We start from the raw sequence: 20060 nt of genomic DNA on the forward strand, positions 1-20060 counted from the left end.
GTGCGCAAGAAGGGATTTTGCCAGCGACTGTATCGGCGCAAACGCCAGATACAGTGTGATACAAAAGGGAGACACGCGGAGCCTCCCTGATTAGTGATGCCACATCAGGCGCGGCTGAGGAACGGTACCCGCCAGACCTGCGGTTTAGCGAACATCACCAGGTTGCCCAGCAGAATCAGCACCAGCCCGACCACCGCATTCGCGTGCCACTGATAGCCTTCGTAAACCGTGGACAGCGTCAGCGCCACCAGGGGAAACAGCAGGGTGCTGTAAGCGGCGTTGCTGGCGCCGATGCGGCCTACCAGCGTGAAATAAACGCCGAAGGCGATGACGGAGCCGAACAGCGCCAGGTAAAACAGCGCCCCCAGATAGCTGATGGTCCACTGCGGCGTAAAGTCATCGCCGCGCAGCAGGGCCACCACGCCGATCACGATCGTGCCATACAGCATTGCCCAGGCGTTGGTGGTCAGGGTCTCCAGGCCGCGGCGCTGGTGGCGCAGGCTTAGCATATTGCCCAGTGAGAACCCGTAGGTGCCCAGCGCGCTCAGCAAAATCCCCGCCAGCAGAGTACTGCTCATGCCCACCGCCTGCAGGTCATCCCAGAACAGGGTAATGATGCCCGCCAGCCCCAGCAGCGCGGCAAGGTAAAAGCGTTTTGGCGGCGTCTGGCGGAAGAAGATAAAGCTGTTAATGGCGTTGAATAGCACCGCCATGGAGAAAATAACCGACTCCAGGCCGGTGTTAATCCATCTTGCGGCGGTATAGAAACAGAGAAAGTTAAAGCCAAACACGCAGCAGCCCTGCACCATGCAAAACAGGTGGTCGCGCAGCGCCAGCGGCCGCAGACGGCGCAGGCACAGCAGGATAGTCAGCATCGTGCCGCTGGCGATGGCAAAGCGCCAGAAAATAGAGACCGCTTCGGGCACCGGCCCTTGCTGTAAAAAAATGGCGATCCAGGTGGTTCCCCAGATAACAACAACCAGAGCATAGAGCAGCGCGTTCATAGAACCTCACATCGGTAACAGCGATAAACGCTGAGTCTGACGCGTACGGGCGAGGCGGGCTTGCAAAGGGTTGCGGATGACTTGCAAATTCTTGCGGTTTTTTGCCGATAAAAGGGGGCGAAAGGTGGTTTCCGCCTGCGACAGCCTCTAGACTGGGCCTATCGATAATCGTGACCGAAATGTTAATGAACCACACCTACGCGACGTTTGAGAGACTACAGAGCCAGAAAGCAATTCTGCGGGATACCGTTGCGCTCAATTCCGGCATTCAGCTTGCCGCGTGGTACAACAAACTCGATACCCTGACCGTACAAAGCGATCACCATACCTTAAGCCTGTACGTGGCCGACGGTTATGAAAGCTATCAGAAAACGCCGCATGGCTGGAAAAATGGCGGTGGGCCAAACCGTTTCTGCCTGATGCCAGAAGACAGTGAATCGACGTGGGATATTCGCGGGGACCTGTCGTTTGTCCACCTCTACTGTACCGATGCGCACCTGCGTAGCGTCGGGGAACAGGTGTGGGACCGCAGCCCGGCCAGCGTGACGCTGGACGAGCAAATCTTTGGTGACGATCCGAAAATTACGCTGCTGTATCGCCAGTTCCTGCTCGGCTGTGACTGGCAGCAGCCCGCCAATCAGCTGACGCTCAGCAGCGCCAGCACGCTGCTGCTTACCCATTTGCTACAAAACTACGCCAACGTGCGCTGGCGGCTCCCGGCGGTAACCGGCGGGCTGGCGCCGGGAATATTGCGTAATACGCTTGATTTTATCGATGCGCATCTCGGCGAGCCGTTAACCCTTGCCGACCTGGCCGCCCAGGCGACGCTGAGCGAATATCACTTTGCGCGGATGTTCCGCCAGTCCGTGGGCTTAGCGCCGCATCAATACGTGATGCAGCGGCGGATGGATAGCGCACAACAGCTGGTGCGCCACACCGCGCTACCGCTAACCGAGATTGCGCTGCGCTGCGGTTTCAGCTCCGCCAGCCACTTCAGCAACCGCTTTAAAGCGGTAACCGGCGTTACGCCGTCGCAGCTACGCGCGGGCCTTGCGGGATAGCAGCGCGAAGCTTGCCCCACCGACCGCCAGCCCCCAGAACGCCGATCCGACGCCTGCCAGAGTAATGCCGCTTGCGGTCACCAGAAAGGTGACCATCGCCGCATCGCGTTCCTGTTCGGAGTGCAGCGCCTGGAACAGGCTGCCGCCCAGCGTGCCGAGCAGCGCCAGCCCGGCCAGCATCTGAATCCATACCGCAGGTAAGGCCGCCATCAGCGCGGTGATCGAGCCGCCGAATATCCCAGCCAGTAAATAGAACCCGCCTGCCGCAGCGGCCGCCAGCCAGCGCTTTTGCGGATCCGGATGCGCGTCCGGGCTTTGGCAAATGGCGGCGGTAATCGCCGCAATACAGACCGAGTAAACGCCAAACGGCGCCAGCAGCAGGCCGAACGCGCCGCTGATTACAATCAGCGCCGACACCGGTACCCGATAGCCCGAGGCCTGAAGGGTGGCGAGGCCGGGGGCATTTTGTGAGGCCATGGTGACCAGGAAAAAGGGAATGCCAACGCTGAGCAACGTGGTTAACGAAAAGTGGGGCGCGATAAACTGCGGCGTAACGAACGTCAGCGTTAATGAGTTAGTGACAACGTCACCTTTTAGCAGAGCAACGATAATCCCCACCGCCAGAGCGGCCACCACCGCATAGCGCGGAGCGAGCGCCTTAAACAGCAGCCAGCCGACCAGCATACTGCCGCACAGCAGCAGTTGCCCCTGCAGCGTGGCAAACGCCTGCAGGCCAAAACGCAGCAAAATGCCCGCCAGCATGGCGGCGGCCAGCGCATGAGGGATCAGCTTCATCAGTCTGGCGAACCAGCCGGTCAGCCCGCAAATCACAATCAGCGCGTTGGCGAAGATGAAAATCCCCACCGCATCGTTAAGCGTGGCGCCCTGTAAACCGCCGACCAGCAGCGCCGCGCCGGGGGTTGACCAGGCGGTGAGAATCGGCACTTTACGCCACAGCGTCAGCACCAGCGTGCTTAGCCCCATGGCGAGGCCGAGCGCGGTCATCCAGCCGGAAATTTGTAGCGCGCTGGCACCCGCGGCGGCGGCGGCCTGCCAGATAATGGCGGCAGAGCTGGCGTAGCCAACCAGCACGGCGACAAAACCCGCCAGCAGCGTAGGGAAAGGAATAAAAGCGGATCGCATGATAGCCTCTTGTGCGTTATAGCGTCCATGTAATGTATCATTGTGCGTTATAGCGCACAAGTGCGCGCATCCGAACGAAAAACCGCGCTGGCTGAGGTATACTTTGCCGGTGTAATCGAGGGAGGCTGAATGAATATTGCGCAACATCTGGCGGCGACGCTGAAAAAACTGCGCCAGGAGCGGGCATGGAGCCTGTCGAAGCTGGCTGAAGAAACCGGCGTGTCAAAGGCGATGCTAGGGCAGATTGAACGTAATGAATCCAGCCCGACGGTGGCGACGCTATGGAAAATCGCCACCGGCCTCAACGTGCCGTTTTCCGTGTTTATCACGCCGCCGGAAGCGGGCGGCGAGCAGGCGTTCGACCCGCAGCAGCAGGCGATGGTGGTGACGCCGGTCTTTCCGTGGGATGCGGAACTGGGCTTCGACCACTTTTCCATCACGCTGGCGCCGGGCGCGATCAGTGAATCAACGCCGCATGAAAAAGGGGTGATTGAACATGTGGTGGTGATTAGCGGCCAACTGGATATGTGTGTCCAGGGTGAGTGGCGTCAGCTGGCGGCGGGAGAAGGGCTGCGCTTTGCGGGCGATCTGGCGCATGCCTATCGCAACAGCAGCGATCAGACCGCGCATTTCCACTCTCTTATTCATTATCCCAAAGAAAAAGCCGCAGGCAGGCCTGCGGCAAATCACGACAATGAACCATAACGTGGCCGTTACGAGGAAAGTCCGGAATACGGGGCTGACTCTAACCCATTGATGCTGAACGCTGAAATAACCATTTCGGCAATAGGTTGCCGAAATTCAGCTAACCGCCGCGCAGAAGCGATGGAAACTGTTTTCGTCTACCGCGGCTTCTGGCTACAATAGCCGCCATTTTGTGACCCTACTGGATAACTCCGACTGTATGCGCCAGCAAAACGCTCATCTCGAACTCCTCAGCCCGGCACGTGATACGGCGATTGCCCGCGAGGCGATTCTCCACGGCGCCGATGCCGTTTATATTGGTGGCCCCGGTTTTGGCGCGCGCCATAACGCCAGCAACAGCCTGCAGGACATTGCCGAACTGGTGCCGTTTGCCCATCGCTTTGGCGCTAAAATCTTTATTACGCTCAATACCATTTTGCATGATGATGAGCTGGAACCGGCGCAGAAGCTGATTACCGATCTTTACGAGGCGGGCGTAGACGCGCTGATCGTGCAGGATATGGGGATTATGCAGCTGGATATTCCGCCGATTGAGCTGCACGCCAGCACCCAGTGCGACATCCGCAGCGTCGAAAAAGCCAAATTCCTCTCCGACGTGGGCTTTAGTCAGATCGTTCTGGCGCGTGAGCTGAACCTTCAGCAAATTAAAGCCATTCACGACGTGACCGACGCCACCATCGAGTTCTTTATCCACGGCGCGCTGTGCGTGGCCTATTCCGGGCAGTGCAATATTTCTCATGCCCAGACCGGGCGTAGCGCTAACCGCGGCGACTGTTCCCAGGCCTGTCGACTGCCGTATACCCTGAAAGATGACCAGGGGCGCGTGGTGGCGTTTGAGAAGCACCTGCTGTCGATGAAAGACAACGATCAGACCGCCAACCTCGGCGCGCTGATCGATGCGGGCGTGCGTTCCTTCAAGATTGAAGGGCGCTACAAAGATATGAGCTACGTGAAGAATATCACCGCGCATTACCGCCAGATGCTTGACGCCATCATTGAAGAGCGCGGCGATTTGGCCCGTGCTTCCGCCGGGCGTACCGAGCACTTCTTCGTGCCGTCGACCGACAAAACCTTCCACCGTGGCAGCACCGATTATTTCGTTAACCAGCGCCAGATGAACATCGGCGCCTTCGATTCGCCGAAATTTGTTGGCCTGCCGGTGGGTGAAGTGCTGAAGGTCAACAAAGAGACGCTGGACGTTGAGGTAAGCGAGCCGCTGGCGAACGGCGATGGTTTGAATGTGCTGATTAAGCGCGAAGTGGTCGGCTTCCGCGCCAATACGGTAGAAAAAATCGGCGAAAACCGCTATCGCGTCTGGCCAAACGAAATGCCGGCCGACCTGCACAAAGCTCGTCCGCACCAGGTGCTGAACCGCAACCTTGACCACAACTGGCAGCAGGCGCTGCTGAAGACCTCCAGCGAGCGTCGCATCGCCGTGGATATTGAGCTTACCGGCTGGCAGGAGCAGCTGGTGCTGACGTTAACCAGCGAAGACGGCGTTTCGGTGACCCATACGTTAGACGGAGAGTTTGCCACGGCCAACAATGCGGAAAAAGCGCTGAGCCAGCTGCATGACGGCGTCGCGAAGCTGGGGCAAACGCTGTATTACGCCCGTAACGTGGCTGTCATGCTGCCGGAAGCGCTGTTTGTGCCAAATAGCCAGCTGAATCAGCTGCGCCGTGAAACCGTGGCACAGCTCGACCAGGCGCGGCTGGATGCCTACGTGCGCGGCAGCCGTAAAGCCGTCGCTAGCCCGGCACCGGTGTATCCGGAAAGCCATCTGAGCTTCCTCGCAAACGTCTACAACCATAAAGCGCGCGAGTTCTATCACCGCTATGGCGTTCAACTGATTGATGCCGCGTATGAAGCGCATGAAGAGAAGGGCGACGTGCCGGTGATGATCACCAAGCACTGCCTGCGATTTGCCTTCAACCTGTGCCCGAAACAGGCCAAAGGGTCGATTAAAAGCTGGAAGGCGACGCCGATGCAGCTGATTAACGGCGATGAAGTGCTGACGCTGAAGTTTGACTGCCGCCCGTGTGAAATGCACGTGATCGGCAAAATGAAGAACCACATTCTGAAGATGCCGCTGCCGGGCAGCGTGGTGGCGTCGATGAGCCCGGACGATCTGCTGAAAACGCTGCCGAAGCGTAAAAATGCGCCGCTGTAGCCTGGCGGCGTGAAGCAGGGGAAATAAAAAGCCGGAAAGCATCATGCTCTCCGGCTTTTTTACTTAGTTACGCTGGCCGTTTGGCGGGGGAAGCTTATTGTCGCCGTCGTGTTTTGGCGGCTGACCTTTGCCATCGTGCTGCGGGCCTTTGTTGTCATGCGGCGGCTGGCCTTTGCCATCGTGCTGCTGACCTTTGTTGTCGCGCGGGGGCTGGCCTTTGCCGTCATGCTGCTGGCTTTTGTGGTCGCGCGGCGGCTGACCTTTACCATCATGCTGCTGTGGGCCTTTGTTATCGCGCGGCGGCTGGCCGTTATGCTGTTGTTCTACCGGCGGCTTCTTCGGCGGTTCCTGATGATCGACGGCAAACGCCGTTGAACACAGACCCATTGCCAGAATGGCAGACAGTGCGATCATTTTTTTCATCGTGTACTCCCTACATTGCTTTTGTGCAGTGGGGCTAGTTCACCAACAAAAAGTGGAGAAAATGTGAAGTAGTGCACAATTAGGATTTCTCTTGGATCGCAACGGTTACGCTGTATCTGTTTGTTGTATCAGGATTTAAACCCGGCGGCGGTCATTAGTACACGAAATACACTCCCGACGACCGCCAGCGCCAGCACGCTGCCGCCCCACAGCGCAACCAGCCATAAAATCCGCGATATCCAGCGATTTTTCATCAGTGATACCCCTCATTCTGCGGCACTTTGCCACGAAACACGTAGTAGCTCCAGAAGGTGTACACGAGGATCACCGGGATGATAAAGATCGCGCCAATCAGCATAAACTCCTGGCTCTGCGCCGGGGCGGCAGCCTGCCAGAGAGTGATAGACGGCGGAATAATGGCGGGCCAGATACTGATGCCCAGCCCGCTAAAGCCGAGGAACACCAGCGCCAGCGTCAGGATAAACGGCGGCACGTGGCTATCCTGCAGCCCAAGCTGACGCCATAGCAGCGCGCTCGCGGCAAGTACCAGCAGCGGGACGGGCAGCAGATAATAGAGATTGGGCAGACTGAACCAGCGTGCGGCAATCGCCGGGTGCAGCAGCGGCGTCCAGAGGCTGATGATGGCGATAACGGCCAGCAGCGCCAGCAACAGCCCGCGCGCGGCGCGTCGCATACTGGATTGCAGTGCATTTTCGCTTTTCATCACCAGCCAGCTGGCGCCGAGCAGCGCGTAGGCGATCATCAGCCCAAAACCACAGAACAGCGTGAACGGCGTCAGCCAGTCAAATGCGCCGCCGCTGTAGGCGCGGTCGGTGACCTGAAAGCCGTTGATCACCGCGCCGACAACCACGCCCTGGCAGAAGGTGGCCAGCATCGATCCGCCCATAAACGCCTTATCCCAGAACGGGCGATGAGAGGGGGTGGCGTTGAAGCGAAACTCAAAGGCCACGCCGCGAAAAATCAGCCCTACGAGCATCAGCGACAGCGGGATGGTCAGCGCGTCGATGATCACCGCGTAGGCCAGCGGAAATGCGCCGAATAGCCCCGCACCGCCAAGCACCAGCCAGGTTTCGTTGCCGTCCCACACCGGCGCGACGCTGTTCACCATCACGTCGCGTTCCCGCGCGCTTTGGGTGAAAGGGAACAGGATGCCGATCCCTAAATCGAAGCCATCCATCACGATATACATCAGGGTGGCAAAGACAATAATCACAAACCAGATAATGGACAGATCGAGGCTCATACGCGTTCCTCCTCAGCGTGCTGCGGCTCAATAGCGGCAGAGAGCGGCCGCGACGGCGTGCCGTGCGGGTCGGGGGTAAATGGCTGCGGTCCTTTGCGAATCAGGCGCACCATATAGCTGTAGCCCACGCCGAAGACCGAACTGTAGACCAGCAAAAAGGCCAGCAGGCTGATGCTCATGTGCAGGTCGCCGTGCGCGGAGACCGCATCGGCGGTGCGTTGCAGACCGTAAACCACCCACGGCTGGCGTCCGACTTCGGTCGTGACCCACCCGGCGAGGATCGCCACCAGGCCTGACGGGCCCATCAGCAGCGCGAACCACAGGAACGGGCGCGAGGTATACAGCGTCTGCTTTTTGCGCAGCCACAGCGCCACGATGCCCAGCAGCAGCATCAGCATCCCCAGCCCGGCCATAATGCGGAACGACCAGAAGACGATCGTCGAGTTTGGCCGGTCTTCTTTGGCAAACTCTTTGAGCGCCGGCACCTGTTTCTCGAGGCTGTGGGTGAGGATCAGGCTGCCCAGCGCCGGGATTTCGAGCCCGTAGCGGGTGCGCTCCTGCGCCATATCCGGCCAGCCAAACAGCAGCAGCGGCGTCGGTTCTCCCGGCGGGTTCTCCCAGTGACCTTCAATCGCGGCAATCTTCGCCGGCTGATACTTGAGGGTATTAAGCCCGTGCATGTCGCCCACCATCGCCTGTATGGGGGCGACAATCAGCGTCATCCACAGCGCCATGGAGAACATCACTCGCACCGCGGGTGAGGTATTGCCGCGCAGCAGATGCCAGGCTGCCGATGCACCGACGAACAGCGCGCTGCTCAGAAACGCGGCGATAGACATGTGCAGGAGGCGGTAAGGGAAAGAGGGGTTAAAGACCACCGCAAACCAGTCTACCGGTACCACCTGGCCATTAACGATTTCATACCCCTGTGGCGTTTGCATCCAGCTGTTGGAGGCGAGGATCCAGAAGGTGGAGATAATCGTGCCCAGCGCCACCATGCAGGTCGCAAAGAAGTGCAGCCCCGGCCCGACGCGGTTCCAGCCGAACAGCATCACGCCGAGAAAACCGGCTTCGAGGAAAAAGGCGGTCAATACCTCGTAGGTCAGCAGCGGGCCGGTAATACTGCCCGCAAACTGAGAGAACCCGCTCCAGTTGGTGCCAAACTGGTAGGCCATCACCAGCCCTGATACCACGCCCATGCCAAAGTTAACGGCGAAAATCTTCGACCAGAACTGGTACAGCGAGCGCCAGGTCGGGTTGCGGGTTTTTAGCCACAGCCCTTCCAACACCGCCAGATAGCTCGCCAGGCCAATGGTGATGGCGGGGAAGATAATGTGAAACGACACGGTAAAGGCAAATTGAATTCGCGCAAGGTGAAACGCATCAAGACCGAACATGCAGACTCCGGGGAAAAGAAACTCAGCGGCAGTGTAAAGCGTGGAGCGGCGGCGTTGCAGAGACAGTCAGCCGTTATAAATTGATAACAGTTTGCCGGGTAGGCATGGCGTACTCAGGGGCAAACTCACGGGATAGCCTATGAATATATTTTCTTGGTAAATATATTCATATTATTTATTTTAGATGTAAATATATCGAGTAACATATTGGAGCTAAGTATTATATTTGCCATGTCATTATTATGTATGAAATATATAATTTAGTTATTCTTCGTGATGTTTATCACAGTTCATCATTCCGATATTGCTAAATTAATACCCGAAGCAACCCACTTAACTCTCTTGATAGAAAGGAAATAGTATGGAAATGGAAGACATTGTTGACCACAAAGATCAGGAAATTGATGGTGCATATCCAGCCGCTTGCGTCGTGAATACCACCAAATATCGTATTCATGGCGAAATCAAATATGCCGCGTGCAGCACAGACCATTTTAATATTCGCCCAGGGCAAAGCGCCTCTTTCCCGCGCGGCCTTTGTTTATTAACCCGAATTAATGCCGTTATTGAACTTCCTGACCGCGACGTTGAGGCGAAACCATATACCTCCAGCGGGACATCCTACAGTCAATTCGCGGTTATTGAAGTTGCGCCGAACGTATTTGAAGTGACTCGCAGAACCTAATATTGTTGTATTTTTAATGACAGGCCGCATCGTGCGGCCTGTTAATTTTTTATCTACATCTTCGACGTGCTGCAGACCAGCCGCAGTCCTGCCGTTTGCTTCGACATTTTCTGACCCAGCACGGTGGCTATCAGAAGTAGTAACGTATACCCAGACGAATGCGATAGCGTTCGGCATTGTTGCTATTATCGCGATCCAGCCACGAGAGTTGGACAAACGGACGCCAGGTGGGAGACATTTTCCACGTGAATTTATGGTTTAATTCCCAGCTGTGGTCTTTACCGTTCTTACGTTTATAGTTGCCGGTATTTATGTAAAAGTCTGGTTCAAACTCGTAGCTCACTTTATCGGTAATTTTATAGTTTACTACCATCACCAGTTGATGATTATCATTGTAATCCATCTCATTCCGGAGATCGTTGGTTTGATAGTTCATATGATTATAGCGATATTTAAAAGCTAGTCCCAAATCACTATTGTAAATATAACCTAACTGTACGTAGGGTGAAGTTGTCGAACCAGCGCTAGTCGAGTTAATGATCCCTCCAGGATAAAAAGTGAGTTTGTCAGTAATATGCCACAGTGGGTACCATCCTTCTAACTCGTCGAAGGTATGCTTTAATTGTTCAAGATTTTTACCGGTATTAAAAACGGTTTGGTATAGCACCCCCGCACCGTTATTAAAGTTATAACCACCACCTAATTTTAACTGATGATCTTTTGACGCACTCTCATAGGCTTCGCGAACTTCGAGAAATCCTCCGGCAAAGGCAGAAAATGAAACATTCAGCAGCAGAAAAGAAATGAAAAACTTTGATGTTTTAATTATGTGCATATTTACTCCGCGGGAATACCTCCCGCTGTCAGGATTTTAAACAAGTTAGTGTTGTTTACCAATATTTAGCTTCAGGCGATATAAGTCTTGAAATTGCCTCGAATAAAAAATAATCGCCCCAGGTGCTATATTCATCAACGCCACGATTTTTATTCATGTTGTAGACCGATTGGGTTAAATAACCACCCTGGTTGCACTCACTATCGAAATAGGATTTCAGAAGAATATCCATTATATCTATTGCCTGTTGAATAAAATAATGACGTTCCGGATCAACGACAGAAAGATGGTTTGCCAGTTCGAGCAAACCGCAGACGGCTATGATTGCTGCCGAGGTATCTTTGTGCGTTCCCGGCGCGGTGAGGCTAAGATCCCAGTAGCAAATACCGTCAGAGGGAAGATGAGCCAAAAAGTACTTTGCCGCCCGTATAGCGGATGATAAAAATGTTTTATCGCCAGTGTAGCTGAAGCTTAACGCACTACCGTAGATGGCCCAGGACTGGCCTCGTGCCCAGCAGGAGTTATCGGCATAACCCTGGTGGGTTTTTCCACCTATCGGTTGGCCGGTCAGAACGTCCATATAAAATGTGTGGAAGGTAGAATTATCCTCCCTGAATAGATAGCGCTGTGCTTGCACGGCGTGGCTATAAGCGCAGCGGGCATAATTCTGGTTGCCGGTTTGCTCACTTGCCCAGTAGAGCAGCGGGAGGTTCATCATGCAGTCAATAATCATTCGCCCCTGTTGCTCCGGATCCTGTAAGTCCCCCCAGGCCGCCTGGATAATACCTGCCCTGGGGTGATAGCGCGTCAGCAGTGCATCGGCGGCTGACAGGGCCGTACATCGAGCTTCAATATTACCCGTCATACGCCAGGCACTAACGCAGGAAAGCGTATACAGAAAGCCAAGATCGTGGGTTTCCAGATCGTGTTTTTTCGCCAGGCGTTCGCTGAAACTTACTACCTGTTGTTCAAGATGCGGGAGAAAACGTTCTGCATGGTTGAAGCGTGCAGCTAGCGCCGTGGCTCCACTCCAGAAACCGGTTGTCCAGTCAGTGTTAGGTGTTAAAGGATAAATGCCATCGACGCTACATGCGGCAGGAAACTTTCCATCGAACTGCGCTAACTGGAAGATGAGTTTATCTGCCATCTTGTTGGCAATGGACTCGAGATAATGACGTTCGGTAACTGATGATTTATCTATGTTCTGCATGGGAAATTCTCTTTGCGACAACAACATGAATTAACTCAGTGAGTGATTGGCTGACGGTTGCGGTTGTTCAATTTTTTTATCATCTCCGGAGAGAATAAAAATAGATATCAATGAGAAGGTGATAATTATGGCCCCCATAATAAAATAAGCATTACCGAATCCGATATGGTCATACATGTAACCAACCGGTGCGGAGACAAAAATAGTGCCGACATAGATAAAGCATTGATAACCAATTAAATACATGGTGGAATTAACTTTCTTATCAAAATGGGCGGCAATATATTTAAAGACCGCAATCAACAGCAGCGCATTTTCCAGACCATAAAATGGTTTGATAAATGCGATCATTAGCGGGCTGGTAGCAAAACCAGAAATGAGCAGTCGTGAACCGATTAACAAACCTGCAACGATCAGTGTTTTACGTGCGCCAAGTTTATTGACCACCCACGGTACGGTCAGCATGGAGATAAATTCAACGATGGCTTGTACGGTGCTTAAGTAGCCATACCAGGACGTACCCGCTTTGCTGCCGTGAAAAAAGGAGACAAAATAGCGAGGAAACTGCTGTTCTGCGATATGCATAAACCAGACAATACCTGCCACATAAAAACAGAAACGCCAGAATTTTCCTTCTTTAACCAACTGGCGGACGTCGGCCATATTGATTTTTTTCGCCGGAACAACTGCGTTTTCTGTGTTGTCTGCTTCAGGAATTTTAATGCTGACGAGCACGGCAAGCATGATTAATGAAACAATGCTGCTGATGGTGAAATTAATCACTGGGGAAATGTTAAACAGCACGCCTGCAAAGGAGGCGGTAACCGCCGCGCCGCAGGACCCCCACATACGGATACGGCCGAATTCGAAGCCTTTGAGGCGACCAAAACGATCGCAGTACGACTCAGATACCGCAATACCTGCATACCACGCCAGACTGAGATAAGTTGCTCCCACGATTATACCAACTGGAAATGCGCTAATTAATAGTGGGTGGTAGACGTAGACAAAGAACGGCATCAGCAGCGCCGACATGATGGCGACAAAATAGAGCAAATGCTTTTTCATCCCCAGTTTGTCGGTGATATAGCCATAAAAAGGTTTTAATACCACGGCAAACGCACCATTTACTGCAAAAACAGCGCCAATCTCCGCGCTGGAGAGCTCGGCATGCTGGCCTAGCCAGATAGCATAGAGGCTAAAGCTCATCGTCCACACAACGAAATAGAGGAGCATAAAGCTGCTTATTTTTATGTAATCAACTTTGTTAACGGTGTACATAAGATTACCTTTCGGAAGTTAAAGTTAACGGTAGGGTGTAGGAAGTTCCTTCATCCTGGAGGGTGAAATAACGATATTGTGGATCGATAGATAGCGTAATATTAAGTTCGGCGGGCTCACCGCGACCAGCCTGAACCAGACAGACAAAAATATGTCGTCCAGGCATCAGTTTTTGTTGTAATGTGACGACGCCACTGCTACAGGGGTAAATAATATTACTGCCCGGTGGTGAAATAACAATCTCGGCTTCACGGGCGAACCTCGGTGAAATATCTTTAATCAAGCTAAATAAATTTTCCTCTCGATTGACAATGAAGTTATTTTTTTCTCCGGGACTGGCAACCTGTGGCGTTAAAACTGGCACTGGGAAACCACCTTCAACGGTATCAATATGGCGATCGCTATCAATTATATGCAAACGTAGATGACCACCAGTTATGGGGACCAACCAGCTGCTTACGTCAATACCGGAAAGTGGCGACCAACGGCATCTGATATAGCGCTCGGTGATTTCACTTTCCAGGTTCAGACGCCGACCACGGTAATAACCGTCCTGTTCGCTGAACAGCAGCATTGAATCACAGGCGTTCATTTCAAGGCCGTAGCGACTGCGTTCCAGGTTGAATCCAAGTAAAGAGGAATAGGCGAATTTGGCATATTTGCTTTCACTATTATTGTAATTTTTAGCCGGGAACTGCCCGCTGTTCAGTAAATAGTGATGCTGGTGGCTGATATCGTGATGTACAAGTTGTCCGGCGTGACGGAACATGCGGATAGACTCGCGTAACGGGAGTGGTTTAGCTTCGCTTCGCCAAAATTCGCTTTGCTCACCTTGTGTTAAAATCAGGAAGGTTTTACAGGCCCAGTAGGAGGAACCCGGTGCATTATAGTCTTCAGCAACTATCGGGTTATCATAGGCATAGCCGATGTTCATTATTCCACGACTGTCAACAGGAGCGTGCTCGCGCCACCAGTTGAGATTACGTAAAATAAGACCTTTAACGACGTCGGAGGGAAAAACGTCCAACTCAGCAAAAACCACTGCGCTCCAGAAAGCCGACTGGGCAAAACGATAGGTGAGGCTGCGGCCAAATGGAATGGCGCTACCGTCATCGCTGAACATATGTATAAAGTCACGTGCAAATATTGTCGCGCGTTCGCGAAGAATACGACAGCGTTGTGGATCGTGGTCGACCATTAATTGGGCGTAAACCAGTCCATAATAGTGCAATGCCATCGCATTGTAGTAATCACGCGGGCGGTCCTGGCCATCGCTATACCAACCGTCACCAAGATAATATCCATCCAACAACGCAAAGTGGTGGGTAATGATCTCTGGCTGCCATTCCTCCCCTGACAGGCAAAGCCCGGTTTCAACCATGATGGGGAAGAATGACCAGTTATTTAGCGGTAGTTTAACCGTGCGGATATGCCTCAGCCAATCCACCAGTCGGTTAAATTCGTCGCTGGAAAGATGCGTTCTGAATTGATCACCCACCAATGCCAGACCTGCGCCGAAGACGGCCATCTCGACGCAGCGCTGATCGAAATCACCCGGAGTTCCCCAATAGTTTGGGGACGAAGGATTGGTGCCATCGGCAATTAAGCGAAACAGTGGTTCCACTTCTGTGTGGGGGCTATCCGGGCAGGAAAGGCGTGAAAATACTCCCCATAGCAGGCGACAGAATGTTTCCATCGCTGCGGTCTGACTGCCGTAAAGCGGTATCACCGGTCCGGGTAGAATGCCGGTTTCATTATTGCGGCGTAATGCCCACACGGCGGAAAAAAGGGTATCAAATTCACGTTCAACATCCTGCCGGGTGACAAGTGCCTGCACCTGGCTCCGTTGTGATTTCATGGGGACATCCTCGATAAAAAATGGAATAACGTTTCATAACGTCTTTCGATGGCAGGTAACTTATGGAGGTTCGAAGGGATAATTCGTTAAGAAGATCACAAAAAATGATGCGTGATGCGCAGTGAAGATGAAAAGCACGTTTTTTCCTGGCTAATTTGAATTATTCTGAATGGAAATTGCACTATTTTGACATTACCTTTATGACTCCTGAAGTGCTGCTGGACCGAATTGAGTTTGACGATCTTTATGCGGAGTTTCGCCGGGTAGAGGGTAAAAGCGTTGACTATTATCACTGGCATCAGTGTCTGGAGGTTTTGTATATAGAGACAGGCATAGGTATTGTCGTGGTTGATAATCAACAGTATACGCTGCGTCCAGGTCGGATATTCATTTTTCCGCAGGGAAAACTGCATAAGGTGACGGTTGATAATAGCCCGACAAATCTTTATAAACGTAATATTCTGCATATTGACGCCAGTGTGCTTGCTTCATATTTCTCCACATTTAATGAGTCTCGGCATATCCTTGAGAATATTTCCTCTACCGACGCAAGAGCGTTTGTCTATGATTTATCTGAACGCCAGGGGTATATTCGGGATATATTCGGGATATGTTCGATAGCTATACTGTTAAGTACCAGGCTGCATCGAACAAAGTGGAAGTAATGGCGATATTGTTGCTTAGCCTATTTCAACTCTTTTCAGATGACGCTTTTGTTCGTACGGCAACAACGGGTAAAATATCTTCTCAGATCATGCGACTGATTGAGCGTGATTTTCGTTCCCGGATCACGCTAGCGGATATTGCGGACAGTCTCGCGATCTCTCAAAGCTACGCGTCGCGGGTTTTCCGCAAAGAAACCGGCGGAACCATTCAGGAATATCTGATGATCCGCCGGGTGAAATATGCGTGTGATTTGCTGGAGAATACTGAACTTTCAGTCGCGCAAGTGGCTGAACAATCTGGCTTTAACCACGTCACTTACTTCATTCGGTGTTTTAAAGAGCTGCTGGGCTGTGCTCCATTGCGTTATAGAAATAAGCGAGATTAGATTTATATCAGTTACATAAAAATGCATTTTTTTTAACTCTGATATAATATGACCGCAAGACAGAACCAGCGGGAATCACCATGAAAAAGTACCAGCGCCTCGCCGAGCAGATGACAGAACAGATTGCCCATGGCGTGTGGCAGCCGGGCGACAAGCTGCCCTCGCTGCGGGAGCAGGTAGTCAACAGCGGCATGAGTTTTATGACCGTCAGCCATGCTTACCAGCTGCTGGAGAGCCAGGGAAGGATCGTGGCGCGCCCGCAGTCCGGCTACTACGTGGCACCGCATCCCGTTGCCCCGCGAGCGGCCGCCGTGGCGGCGCCGGTGATGCCCGATAACGCGGTCGACATCAATACCTATATCTTCGAAGTGCTACAGGCCAGCTGCAATGCCGCCGTGCTGCCGTTTGCCTCGGCGTTTCCCGACCCTAAACTGTTCCCCTTGCCGCAGCTCAATCGCTCATTGGCGCAGGTGAGTAAAACCGCCACGGCGATGAGCGTGATTGAGAATCTGCCGCCGGGCAATGATGAATTACGTCATGCCATCGCGCGTCGCTATGCGCTGCAGGGAATGACCATTTCGCCGGATGAGATCGTGATCACCGCCGGGGCGCTGGAGGCGCTAAACCTGAGCCTTCAGGCGGTCACGGAGCCCGGTGACTGGGTCATCGTCGAAAACCCGTGCTTTTATGGCGCGCTGCAGGCGCTGGAGCGGCTGAGGCTGAAGGCGCTTTCGGTGGCGACCGATGTGAAAGAGGGGATCGATCTCGACGCACTGGCTCAGGCGTTGCAGAATTACCCCGTAAAAGCCTGCTGGTTAATGACCAACAGCCAGAATCCGCTGGGCTTTACGCTCACGCCCGAGAAAAAGGCGCGGCTGATTGAGATCCTCACCGCGCATAACGTCACGCTGATTGAAGACGACGTCTACAGCGAGCTCTATTTTGGCCGCGAAAAACCGCTGCCGGCGAAGGCGTGGGACAAACAGGATATGACGCTGCACTGTAGCTCGTTTTCCAAGTGCCTGGTGCCGGGCTTTCGCATCGGCTGGGTTGCGGCGGGCAAGCACGCGCGGCGCATTCAGCATCTACAGTTGATGAGCACGCTTTCGACCAGGTCGCCCATGCAGCTGGCGCTGGTCGACTATCTGGCCACCAAACGCTACGACGCCCACCTGCGTCGCCTGCGACGCCAGCTGGCGGAGCGCAAGCAGCTGGCGTGGCAGTCGCTGCTGCGTTCGCTGCCGCCGGAGGTGCATATTCATCACAACGACAGCGGTTATTTTCTCTGGCTGGAGCTACCGGCCGGGATTGATGCCGGGACGTTAAGCGCCAGAGCGCTGGAGCACCACATCAGCATTGCGCCGGGCAAAATGTTTTCGACCACCGACAACTGGGCGTCATTCTTCCGTTTTAATACCGCCTGGGGTTGGGGAGAAAGAGAAGACAAGGCGGTGGAAACGCTCGGCAATCTTATTCGCCAGATGCTGAAATAATCACAAACGCTTATTCCCGAATTCGCCCCTTAATGAAATTCACACGTTTTGAGGGGTATTTCTCTGCGCCGGTCATAGGAAATACGCATAGCGCCTTTGACCGGTAACTCCTTGTCTATAATCCATATTATCTACCCCGATTTATTCATTTTTGCGGAATGCGCACTTTGTCACAACCTGTGCAAATTTTTATCTGCGGCACAGGTGACCGTTCTGGTGACGTCTATTTTTAAACAGGGAGATATTTTTAACGGCACGGCTGCCGCTCAATTTCATTGTGACAGGAGTAAAACTTTATGAGCAAGAAATTTGCCCGCAGCAGCCTGTGCGCGCTGGCCGTGACGGTCGCCACTGCCTACGCCGCCGAGCCGCCGACCTCGCTGGGAAAAGCGGAAGGGCGGCTGGATATTATTGCCTGGCCGGGCTATATCGAACGCGGCCAGACCGATAAACAGTATGATTGGGTGACGCAGTTTGAGAAACAGAGCGGCTGCCAGGTCAACGTCAAAACGGCGGCAACCTCGGATGAGATGGTCAGCCTGATGGCGAAGGGCGGTTACGATCTGGTCACCGCTTCCGGCGATGCCTCGCTGCGCCTGATCATGGGCAAACGTGTGCAGCCGATCAACACCGCGCTGATTGAAAACTGGAAAACCCTCGATCCGCGTCTGAGCAAAGGCGCATGGTTCAACGTGGATGGCAAAGTCTACGGCACGCCGTATCAGTGGGGGCCAAACCTGCTGATGTACAACACCAAAACGTTCCCTACGCCGCCGGACTCCTGGAACGTGGTCTTTGTGAAGCAGGATCTGCCGGACGGCAAAACCAATCAGGGCCGCGTGCAGGCCTACGATGGCCCAATCTACATCGCCGATGCGGCGCTGTTCGTGAAAGCGACCCAGCCGCAGTTGGGTATCAGCGACCCATATCAACTCACCGAAGCGCAGTATCAGGCGGTGCTGAAGGTTCTGCGCGATCAGCATGGGCTGATCCACCGTTACTGGCACGATACCACCGTGCAGATGAGTGACTTTAAAAACGAGGGGGTTGTCGCCTCCAGCGCCTGGCCGTATCAGGCGAACGGTCTGAAGGGCGAAGGCCAGCCGATCGCGACGGTGTTCCCGAAAGAAGGCGTTACCGGCTGGGCCGATACCACCATGCTGCACGCCGAGGCTAAGCACCCGGTTTGTGCCTACAAATGGATGAACTGGTCGCTGACGCCGAAGGTGCAGGGTGACGTGGCGGCCTGGTTTGGCTCGCTGCCGGTAGTGGCCGAAGGGTGTAAGGCCAGTACGCTGCTCGGTGAGAAAGGCTGTGAAACCAACGGCTACAGCTTCTTCGACAAAATTGCCTTCTGGAAAACCCCGATTGCCGAGGGTGGCAAGTACGTGCCGTATAGCCGCTGGACGCAGGACTATATCGCCATTATGGGCGGTCGCTAATCACCGGGGAGTCCATCATGACGTATGCAGTCGAGTTTCATGACGTCTCGCGACTTTATGGCGACGTTCGGGCGGTAGATGGCGTGAGCATCGCCATCCATGACGGTGAGTTCTTCTCTATGCTGGGGCCGTCAGGCTCCGGCAAAACCACCTGCCTGCGGCTGATCGCCGGGTTTGAACAGCTTTCCGGCGGCGCTATCTCCATTTTTGGCCAGCAGGCCAGCGAGCTCCCGCCGTGGGAGCGCGATGTTAACACCGTTTTTCAGGACTATGCGCTGTTTCCCCATATGTCGGTGCTCGATAACGTGGCCTATGGCCTGATGGTGAAGGGCGTGGGGAAAAAAGAACGTCAGATGAAAGCGGCGCAGGCGTTAGAAAAGGTGGCGCTCGGTTTTGTGGCCGGGCGAAAACCGTCGCAGCTCTCCGGCGGCCAGCGTCAGCGGGTGGCCATTGCCCGCGCGCTGGTCAACGAACCGCGCGTACTGCTGCTTGATGAACCGCTGGGCGCGCTGGATCTCAAGCTGCGCGAACAGATGCAGTTCGAGCTGAAAAAACTCCAGCAGGAACTGGGCATCACCTTTATTTTCGTGACGCACGATCAGGGTGAAGCGCTATCGATGTCGGACCGGGTGGCGGTATTCAACAACGGTCGTATTGAGCAGGTAGACACCCCGCGCGCGCTCTATCTGCGCCCGCGTACGCCGTTTGTCGCCAGCTTTGTCGGCACGTCGAACGTGTTTAATCCCACCATGGCCGAGATGCTGTGCGGCATGACGGGACATTGGGCGCTGCGCCCGGAGCATATTCGCCTGAACGAAGGGGGCGAAGTTGAGGTCAAGGGGCGCGTGCAGGCGGTGCAGTATCAGGGGGCGGCGACGCGCTATGAGCTGCTGCTGGAGAGCGGCGATAAGCTGTTGGTCAGCCAGGCAAACTTCGCCGTCGGGTTGAACGCCGAGGGCCCCGCGGTGGGGCGGGACGTTGTGGCCTCCTGGCCGCGTGACGCGATGGTGGCGCTGGACGGAGGGAGGTAAATGGAGA

The 20060-nt window shown here is 54.2% G+C and carries 19 protein-coding genes; 9 read left to right on the forward strand and 10 right to left on the reverse strand.

The annotated features are described in order from the left end of the window. Positions 1 to 104 precede the first annotated feature (104 nt). Positions 105 to 1004 (reverse strand): DMT family transporter, encoded by a 900-nt coding sequence (locus ACK5JN_RS12545; protein ID WP_416870484.1) that lies wholly within the window; start codon positions 1002 to 1004, stop codon positions 105 to 107. A 185-nt stretch (positions 1005 to 1189) separates the two neighbouring features. Between ACK5JN_RS12545 and ACK5JN_RS12550 the strand changes: the two genes are divergently transcribed. Next, the gene (locus ACK5JN_RS12550) at positions 1190 to 2065 is read left to right on the forward strand and encodes a helix-turn-helix domain-containing protein (protein ID WP_416870513.1); all 876 of its coding nucleotides are present in this window, start codon (positions 1190 to 1192) and stop codon (positions 2063 to 2065) included. Here ACK5JN_RS12550 and ACK5JN_RS12555 read toward each other — a convergent pair. Then, positions 2042 to 3208: a benzoate/H(+) symporter BenE family transporter gene (locus ACK5JN_RS12555; protein ID WP_416870485.1), complete on the reverse strand. Its 1167-nt coding sequence runs from the start codon at positions 3206 to 3208 to the stop codon at positions 2042 to 2044. The genes ACK5JN_RS12550 and ACK5JN_RS12555 overlap by 24 nt on opposite strands. Positions 3209 to 3337: 129 nt before the next feature. On the opposite strand from ACK5JN_RS12555, the gene ACK5JN_RS12560 reads away from it, so the two are divergent. Beyond that, complete coding sequence (locus ACK5JN_RS12560; protein ID WP_416870486.1) at positions 3338 to 3913, forward strand: helix-turn-helix domain-containing protein; 576 nt, start codon at positions 3338 to 3340, stop codon at positions 3911 to 3913. 199 nt (positions 3914 to 4112) lie between these two features. Further along, entirely contained in the window at positions 4113 to 6083 is a 1971-nt protein-coding gene (locus tag ACK5JN_RS12565; protein ID WP_416870487.1) for a peptidase U32 family protein, read from the forward strand. 63 nt (positions 6084 to 6146) lie between these two features. Here the strand turns inward: ACK5JN_RS12565 and ACK5JN_RS12570 are convergent, their stop codons facing one another. The 4 genes from ACK5JN_RS12570 to ACK5JN_RS12585 all read right to left on the reverse strand — a co-directional run bounded on the left by ACK5JN_RS12570 (position 6147) and on the right by ACK5JN_RS12585 (position 9167). Beyond that, positions 6147 to 6506 (reverse strand): hypothetical protein, encoded by a 360-nt coding sequence (locus ACK5JN_RS12570; protein ID WP_416870488.1) that lies wholly within the window; start codon positions 6504 to 6506, stop codon positions 6147 to 6149. 128 nt (positions 6507 to 6634) lie between these two features. Next, positions 6635 to 6760: a DUF2474 domain-containing protein gene (locus ACK5JN_RS12575; protein ID WP_416870489.1), complete on the reverse strand. Its 126-nt coding sequence runs from the start codon at positions 6758 to 6760 to the stop codon at positions 6635 to 6637. Continuing rightward, complete coding sequence (gene cydB, locus ACK5JN_RS12580; protein WP_416870490.1) at positions 6760 to 7770, reverse strand: cytochrome d ubiquinol oxidase subunit II; 1011 nt, start codon at positions 7768 to 7770, stop codon at positions 6760 to 6762. Before cydB ends, ACK5JN_RS12575 begins: the two co-directional genes overlap by 1 nt. Further along, complete coding sequence (locus tag ACK5JN_RS12585; RefSeq protein WP_416870491.1) at positions 7767 to 9167, reverse strand: cytochrome ubiquinol oxidase subunit I; 1401 nt, start codon at positions 9165 to 9167, stop codon at positions 7767 to 7769. Before ACK5JN_RS12585 ends, cydB begins: the two co-directional genes overlap by 4 nt. A 361-nt stretch (positions 9168 to 9528) precedes the next feature. On the opposite strand from ACK5JN_RS12585, the gene ACK5JN_RS12590 reads away from it, so the two are divergent. Further along, on the forward strand, positions 9529 to 9852 hold the full coding sequence (locus ACK5JN_RS12590; protein ID WP_416870492.1) for a hypothetical protein: 324 nt from the start codon (positions 9529 to 9531) through the stop codon (positions 9850 to 9852). 130 nt (positions 9853 to 9982) lie between these two features. Here the strand turns inward: ACK5JN_RS12590 and ACK5JN_RS12595 are convergent, their stop codons facing one another. The 4 genes from ACK5JN_RS12595 to ACK5JN_RS12610 are packed head-to-tail and all read right to left on the reverse strand — an operon-like array spanning position 9983 to position 15036. Continuing rightward, positions 9983 to 10687 (reverse strand): oligogalacturonate-specific porin KdgM family protein, encoded by a 705-nt coding sequence (locus tag ACK5JN_RS12595; RefSeq protein WP_416870493.1) that lies wholly within the window; start codon positions 10685 to 10687, stop codon positions 9983 to 9985. A gap of 55 nt (positions 10688 to 10742) precedes the next feature. Beyond that, positions 10743 to 11924 (reverse strand): glycoside hydrolase family 88 protein, encoded by a 1182-nt coding sequence (locus ACK5JN_RS12600; RefSeq protein ID WP_416870494.1) that lies wholly within the window; start codon positions 11922 to 11924, stop codon positions 10743 to 10745. A gap of 3 nt (positions 11925 to 11927) precedes the next feature. Next, positions 11928 to 13178, reverse strand: a complete 1251-nt coding sequence (locus tag ACK5JN_RS12605) for an oligosaccharide MFS transporter (RefSeq protein ID WP_416870495.1) — start codon at positions 13176 to 13178, stop codon at positions 11928 to 11930. A gap of 4 nt (positions 13179 to 13182) precedes the next feature. Next, positions 13183 to 15036: a DUF2264 domain-containing protein gene (locus ACK5JN_RS12610; protein ID WP_416870496.1), complete on the reverse strand. Its 1854-nt coding sequence runs from the start codon at positions 15034 to 15036 to the stop codon at positions 13183 to 13185. A 200-nt stretch (positions 15037 to 15236) separates the two neighbouring features. On the opposite strand from ACK5JN_RS12610, the gene ACK5JN_RS12615 reads away from it, so the two are divergent. The 5 genes from ACK5JN_RS12615 to ACK5JN_RS12635 all read left to right on the forward strand — a co-directional run bounded on the left by ACK5JN_RS12615 (position 15237) and on the right by ACK5JN_RS12635 (position 20053). Continuing rightward, the gene (locus ACK5JN_RS12615) at positions 15237 to 15701 is read left to right on the forward strand and encodes an AraC family ligand binding domain-containing protein (protein WP_416870514.1); all 465 of its coding nucleotides are present in this window, start codon (positions 15237 to 15239) and stop codon (positions 15699 to 15701) included. Further along, a complete protein-coding gene (locus tag ACK5JN_RS12620) occupies positions 15647 to 16087 on the forward strand; it encodes a helix-turn-helix transcriptional regulator (protein ID WP_416870497.1) in 441 nt (146 codons plus the stop codon). The genes ACK5JN_RS12615 and ACK5JN_RS12620 overlap by 55 nt, the downstream gene beginning before the upstream one ends. A gap of 80 nt (positions 16088 to 16167) precedes the next feature. Beyond that, the gene (locus ACK5JN_RS12625) at positions 16168 to 17580 is read left to right on the forward strand and encodes a PLP-dependent aminotransferase family protein (protein ID WP_416870498.1); all 1413 of its coding nucleotides are present in this window, start codon (positions 16168 to 16170) and stop codon (positions 17578 to 17580) included. A gap of 296 nt (positions 17581 to 17876) precedes the next feature. Next, positions 17877 to 19022 carry a putative ABC transporter substrate-binding protein YdcS gene (gene ydcS, locus ACK5JN_RS12630; RefSeq protein ID WP_416870499.1) on the forward strand — a complete coding sequence of 382 codons (1146 nt, stop codon included), beginning with the start codon at positions 17877 to 17879 and terminating at the stop codon, positions 19020 to 19022. A 17-nt stretch (positions 19023 to 19039) separates the two neighbouring features. After that, complete coding sequence (locus tag ACK5JN_RS12635) at positions 19040 to 20053, forward strand: ABC transporter ATP-binding protein (protein ID WP_416870500.1); 1014 nt, start codon at positions 19040 to 19042, stop codon at positions 20051 to 20053. The last annotated feature ends 7 nt before the right edge of the window (positions 20054 to 20060 follow it).

Source organism: Kluyvera sp., from assembly GCF_047971185.1.
In the GTDB taxonomy this organism is placed as follows: Bacteria; Pseudomonadota; Gammaproteobacteria; order Enterobacterales; family Enterobacteriaceae; genus Kluyvera.

Bases quoted from the DNA above. Each gene is read 5' to 3' on its own strand.
- ACK5JN_RS12545 (WP_416870484.1), bottom strand. From the start codon at position 1,004: ATGAACGCGCTGCTCTATGCTCTGGTTGTTGTTATCTGGGGAACCACC.
- ACK5JN_RS12550 (WP_416870513.1), top strand. From the start codon at position 1,190: ATGAACCACACCTACGCGACGTTTGAGAGACTACAGAGCCAGAAAGCA.
- ACK5JN_RS12555 (WP_416870485.1), bottom strand. From the start codon at position 3,208: ATGCGATCCGCTTTTATTCCTTTCCCTACGCTGCTGGCGGGTTTTGTC.
- ACK5JN_RS12560 (WP_416870486.1), top strand. From the start codon at position 3,338: ATGAATATTGCGCAACATCTGGCGGCGACGCTGAAAAAACTGCGCCAG.
- ACK5JN_RS12565 (WP_416870487.1), top strand. From the start codon at position 4,113: ATGCGCCAGCAAAACGCTCATCTCGAACTCCTCAGCCCGGCACGTGAT.
- ACK5JN_RS12570 (WP_416870488.1), bottom strand. From the start codon at position 6,506: ATGAAAAAAATGATCGCACTGTCTGCCATTCTGGCAATGGGTCTGTGT.
- ACK5JN_RS12575 (WP_416870489.1), bottom strand. From the start codon at position 6,760: ATGAAAAATCGCTGGATATCGCGGATTTTATGGCTGGTTGCGCTGTGG.
- cydB (WP_416870490.1), bottom strand. From the start codon at position 7,770: ATGAGCCTCGATCTGTCCATTATCTGGTTTGTGATTATTGTCTTTGCC.
- ACK5JN_RS12585 (WP_416870491.1), bottom strand. From the start codon at position 9,167: ATGTTCGGTCTTGATGCGTTTCACCTTGCGCGAATTCAATTTGCCTTT.
- ACK5JN_RS12590 (WP_416870492.1), top strand. From the start codon at position 9,529: ATGGAAATGGAAGACATTGTTGACCACAAAGATCAGGAAATTGATGGT.
- ACK5JN_RS12595 (WP_416870493.1), bottom strand. From the start codon at position 10,687: ATGCACATAATTAAAACATCAAAGTTTTTCATTTCTTTTCTGCTGCTG.
- ACK5JN_RS12600 (WP_416870494.1), bottom strand. From the start codon at position 11,924: ATGTTGTTGTCGCAAAGAGAATTTCCCATGCAGAACATAGATAAATCA.
- ACK5JN_RS12605 (WP_416870495.1), bottom strand. From the start codon at position 13,178: ATGTACACCGTTAACAAAGTTGATTACATAAAAATAAGCAGCTTTATG.
- ACK5JN_RS12610 (WP_416870496.1), bottom strand. From the start codon at position 15,036: ATGAAATCACAACGGAGCCAGGTGCAGGCACTTGTCACCCGGCAGGAT.
- ACK5JN_RS12615 (WP_416870514.1), top strand. From the start codon at position 15,237: ATGACTCCTGAAGTGCTGCTGGACCGAATTGAGTTTGACGATCTTTAT.
- ACK5JN_RS12620 (WP_416870497.1), top strand. From the start codon at position 15,647: ATGTTCGATAGCTATACTGTTAAGTACCAGGCTGCATCGAACAAAGTG.
- ACK5JN_RS12625 (WP_416870498.1), top strand. From the start codon at position 16,168: ATGAAAAAGTACCAGCGCCTCGCCGAGCAGATGACAGAACAGATTGCC.
- ydcS (WP_416870499.1), top strand. From the start codon at position 17,877: ATGAGCAAGAAATTTGCCCGCAGCAGCCTGTGCGCGCTGGCCGTGACG.
- ACK5JN_RS12635 (WP_416870500.1), top strand. From the start codon at position 19,040: ATGACGTATGCAGTCGAGTTTCATGACGTCTCGCGACTTTATGGCGAC.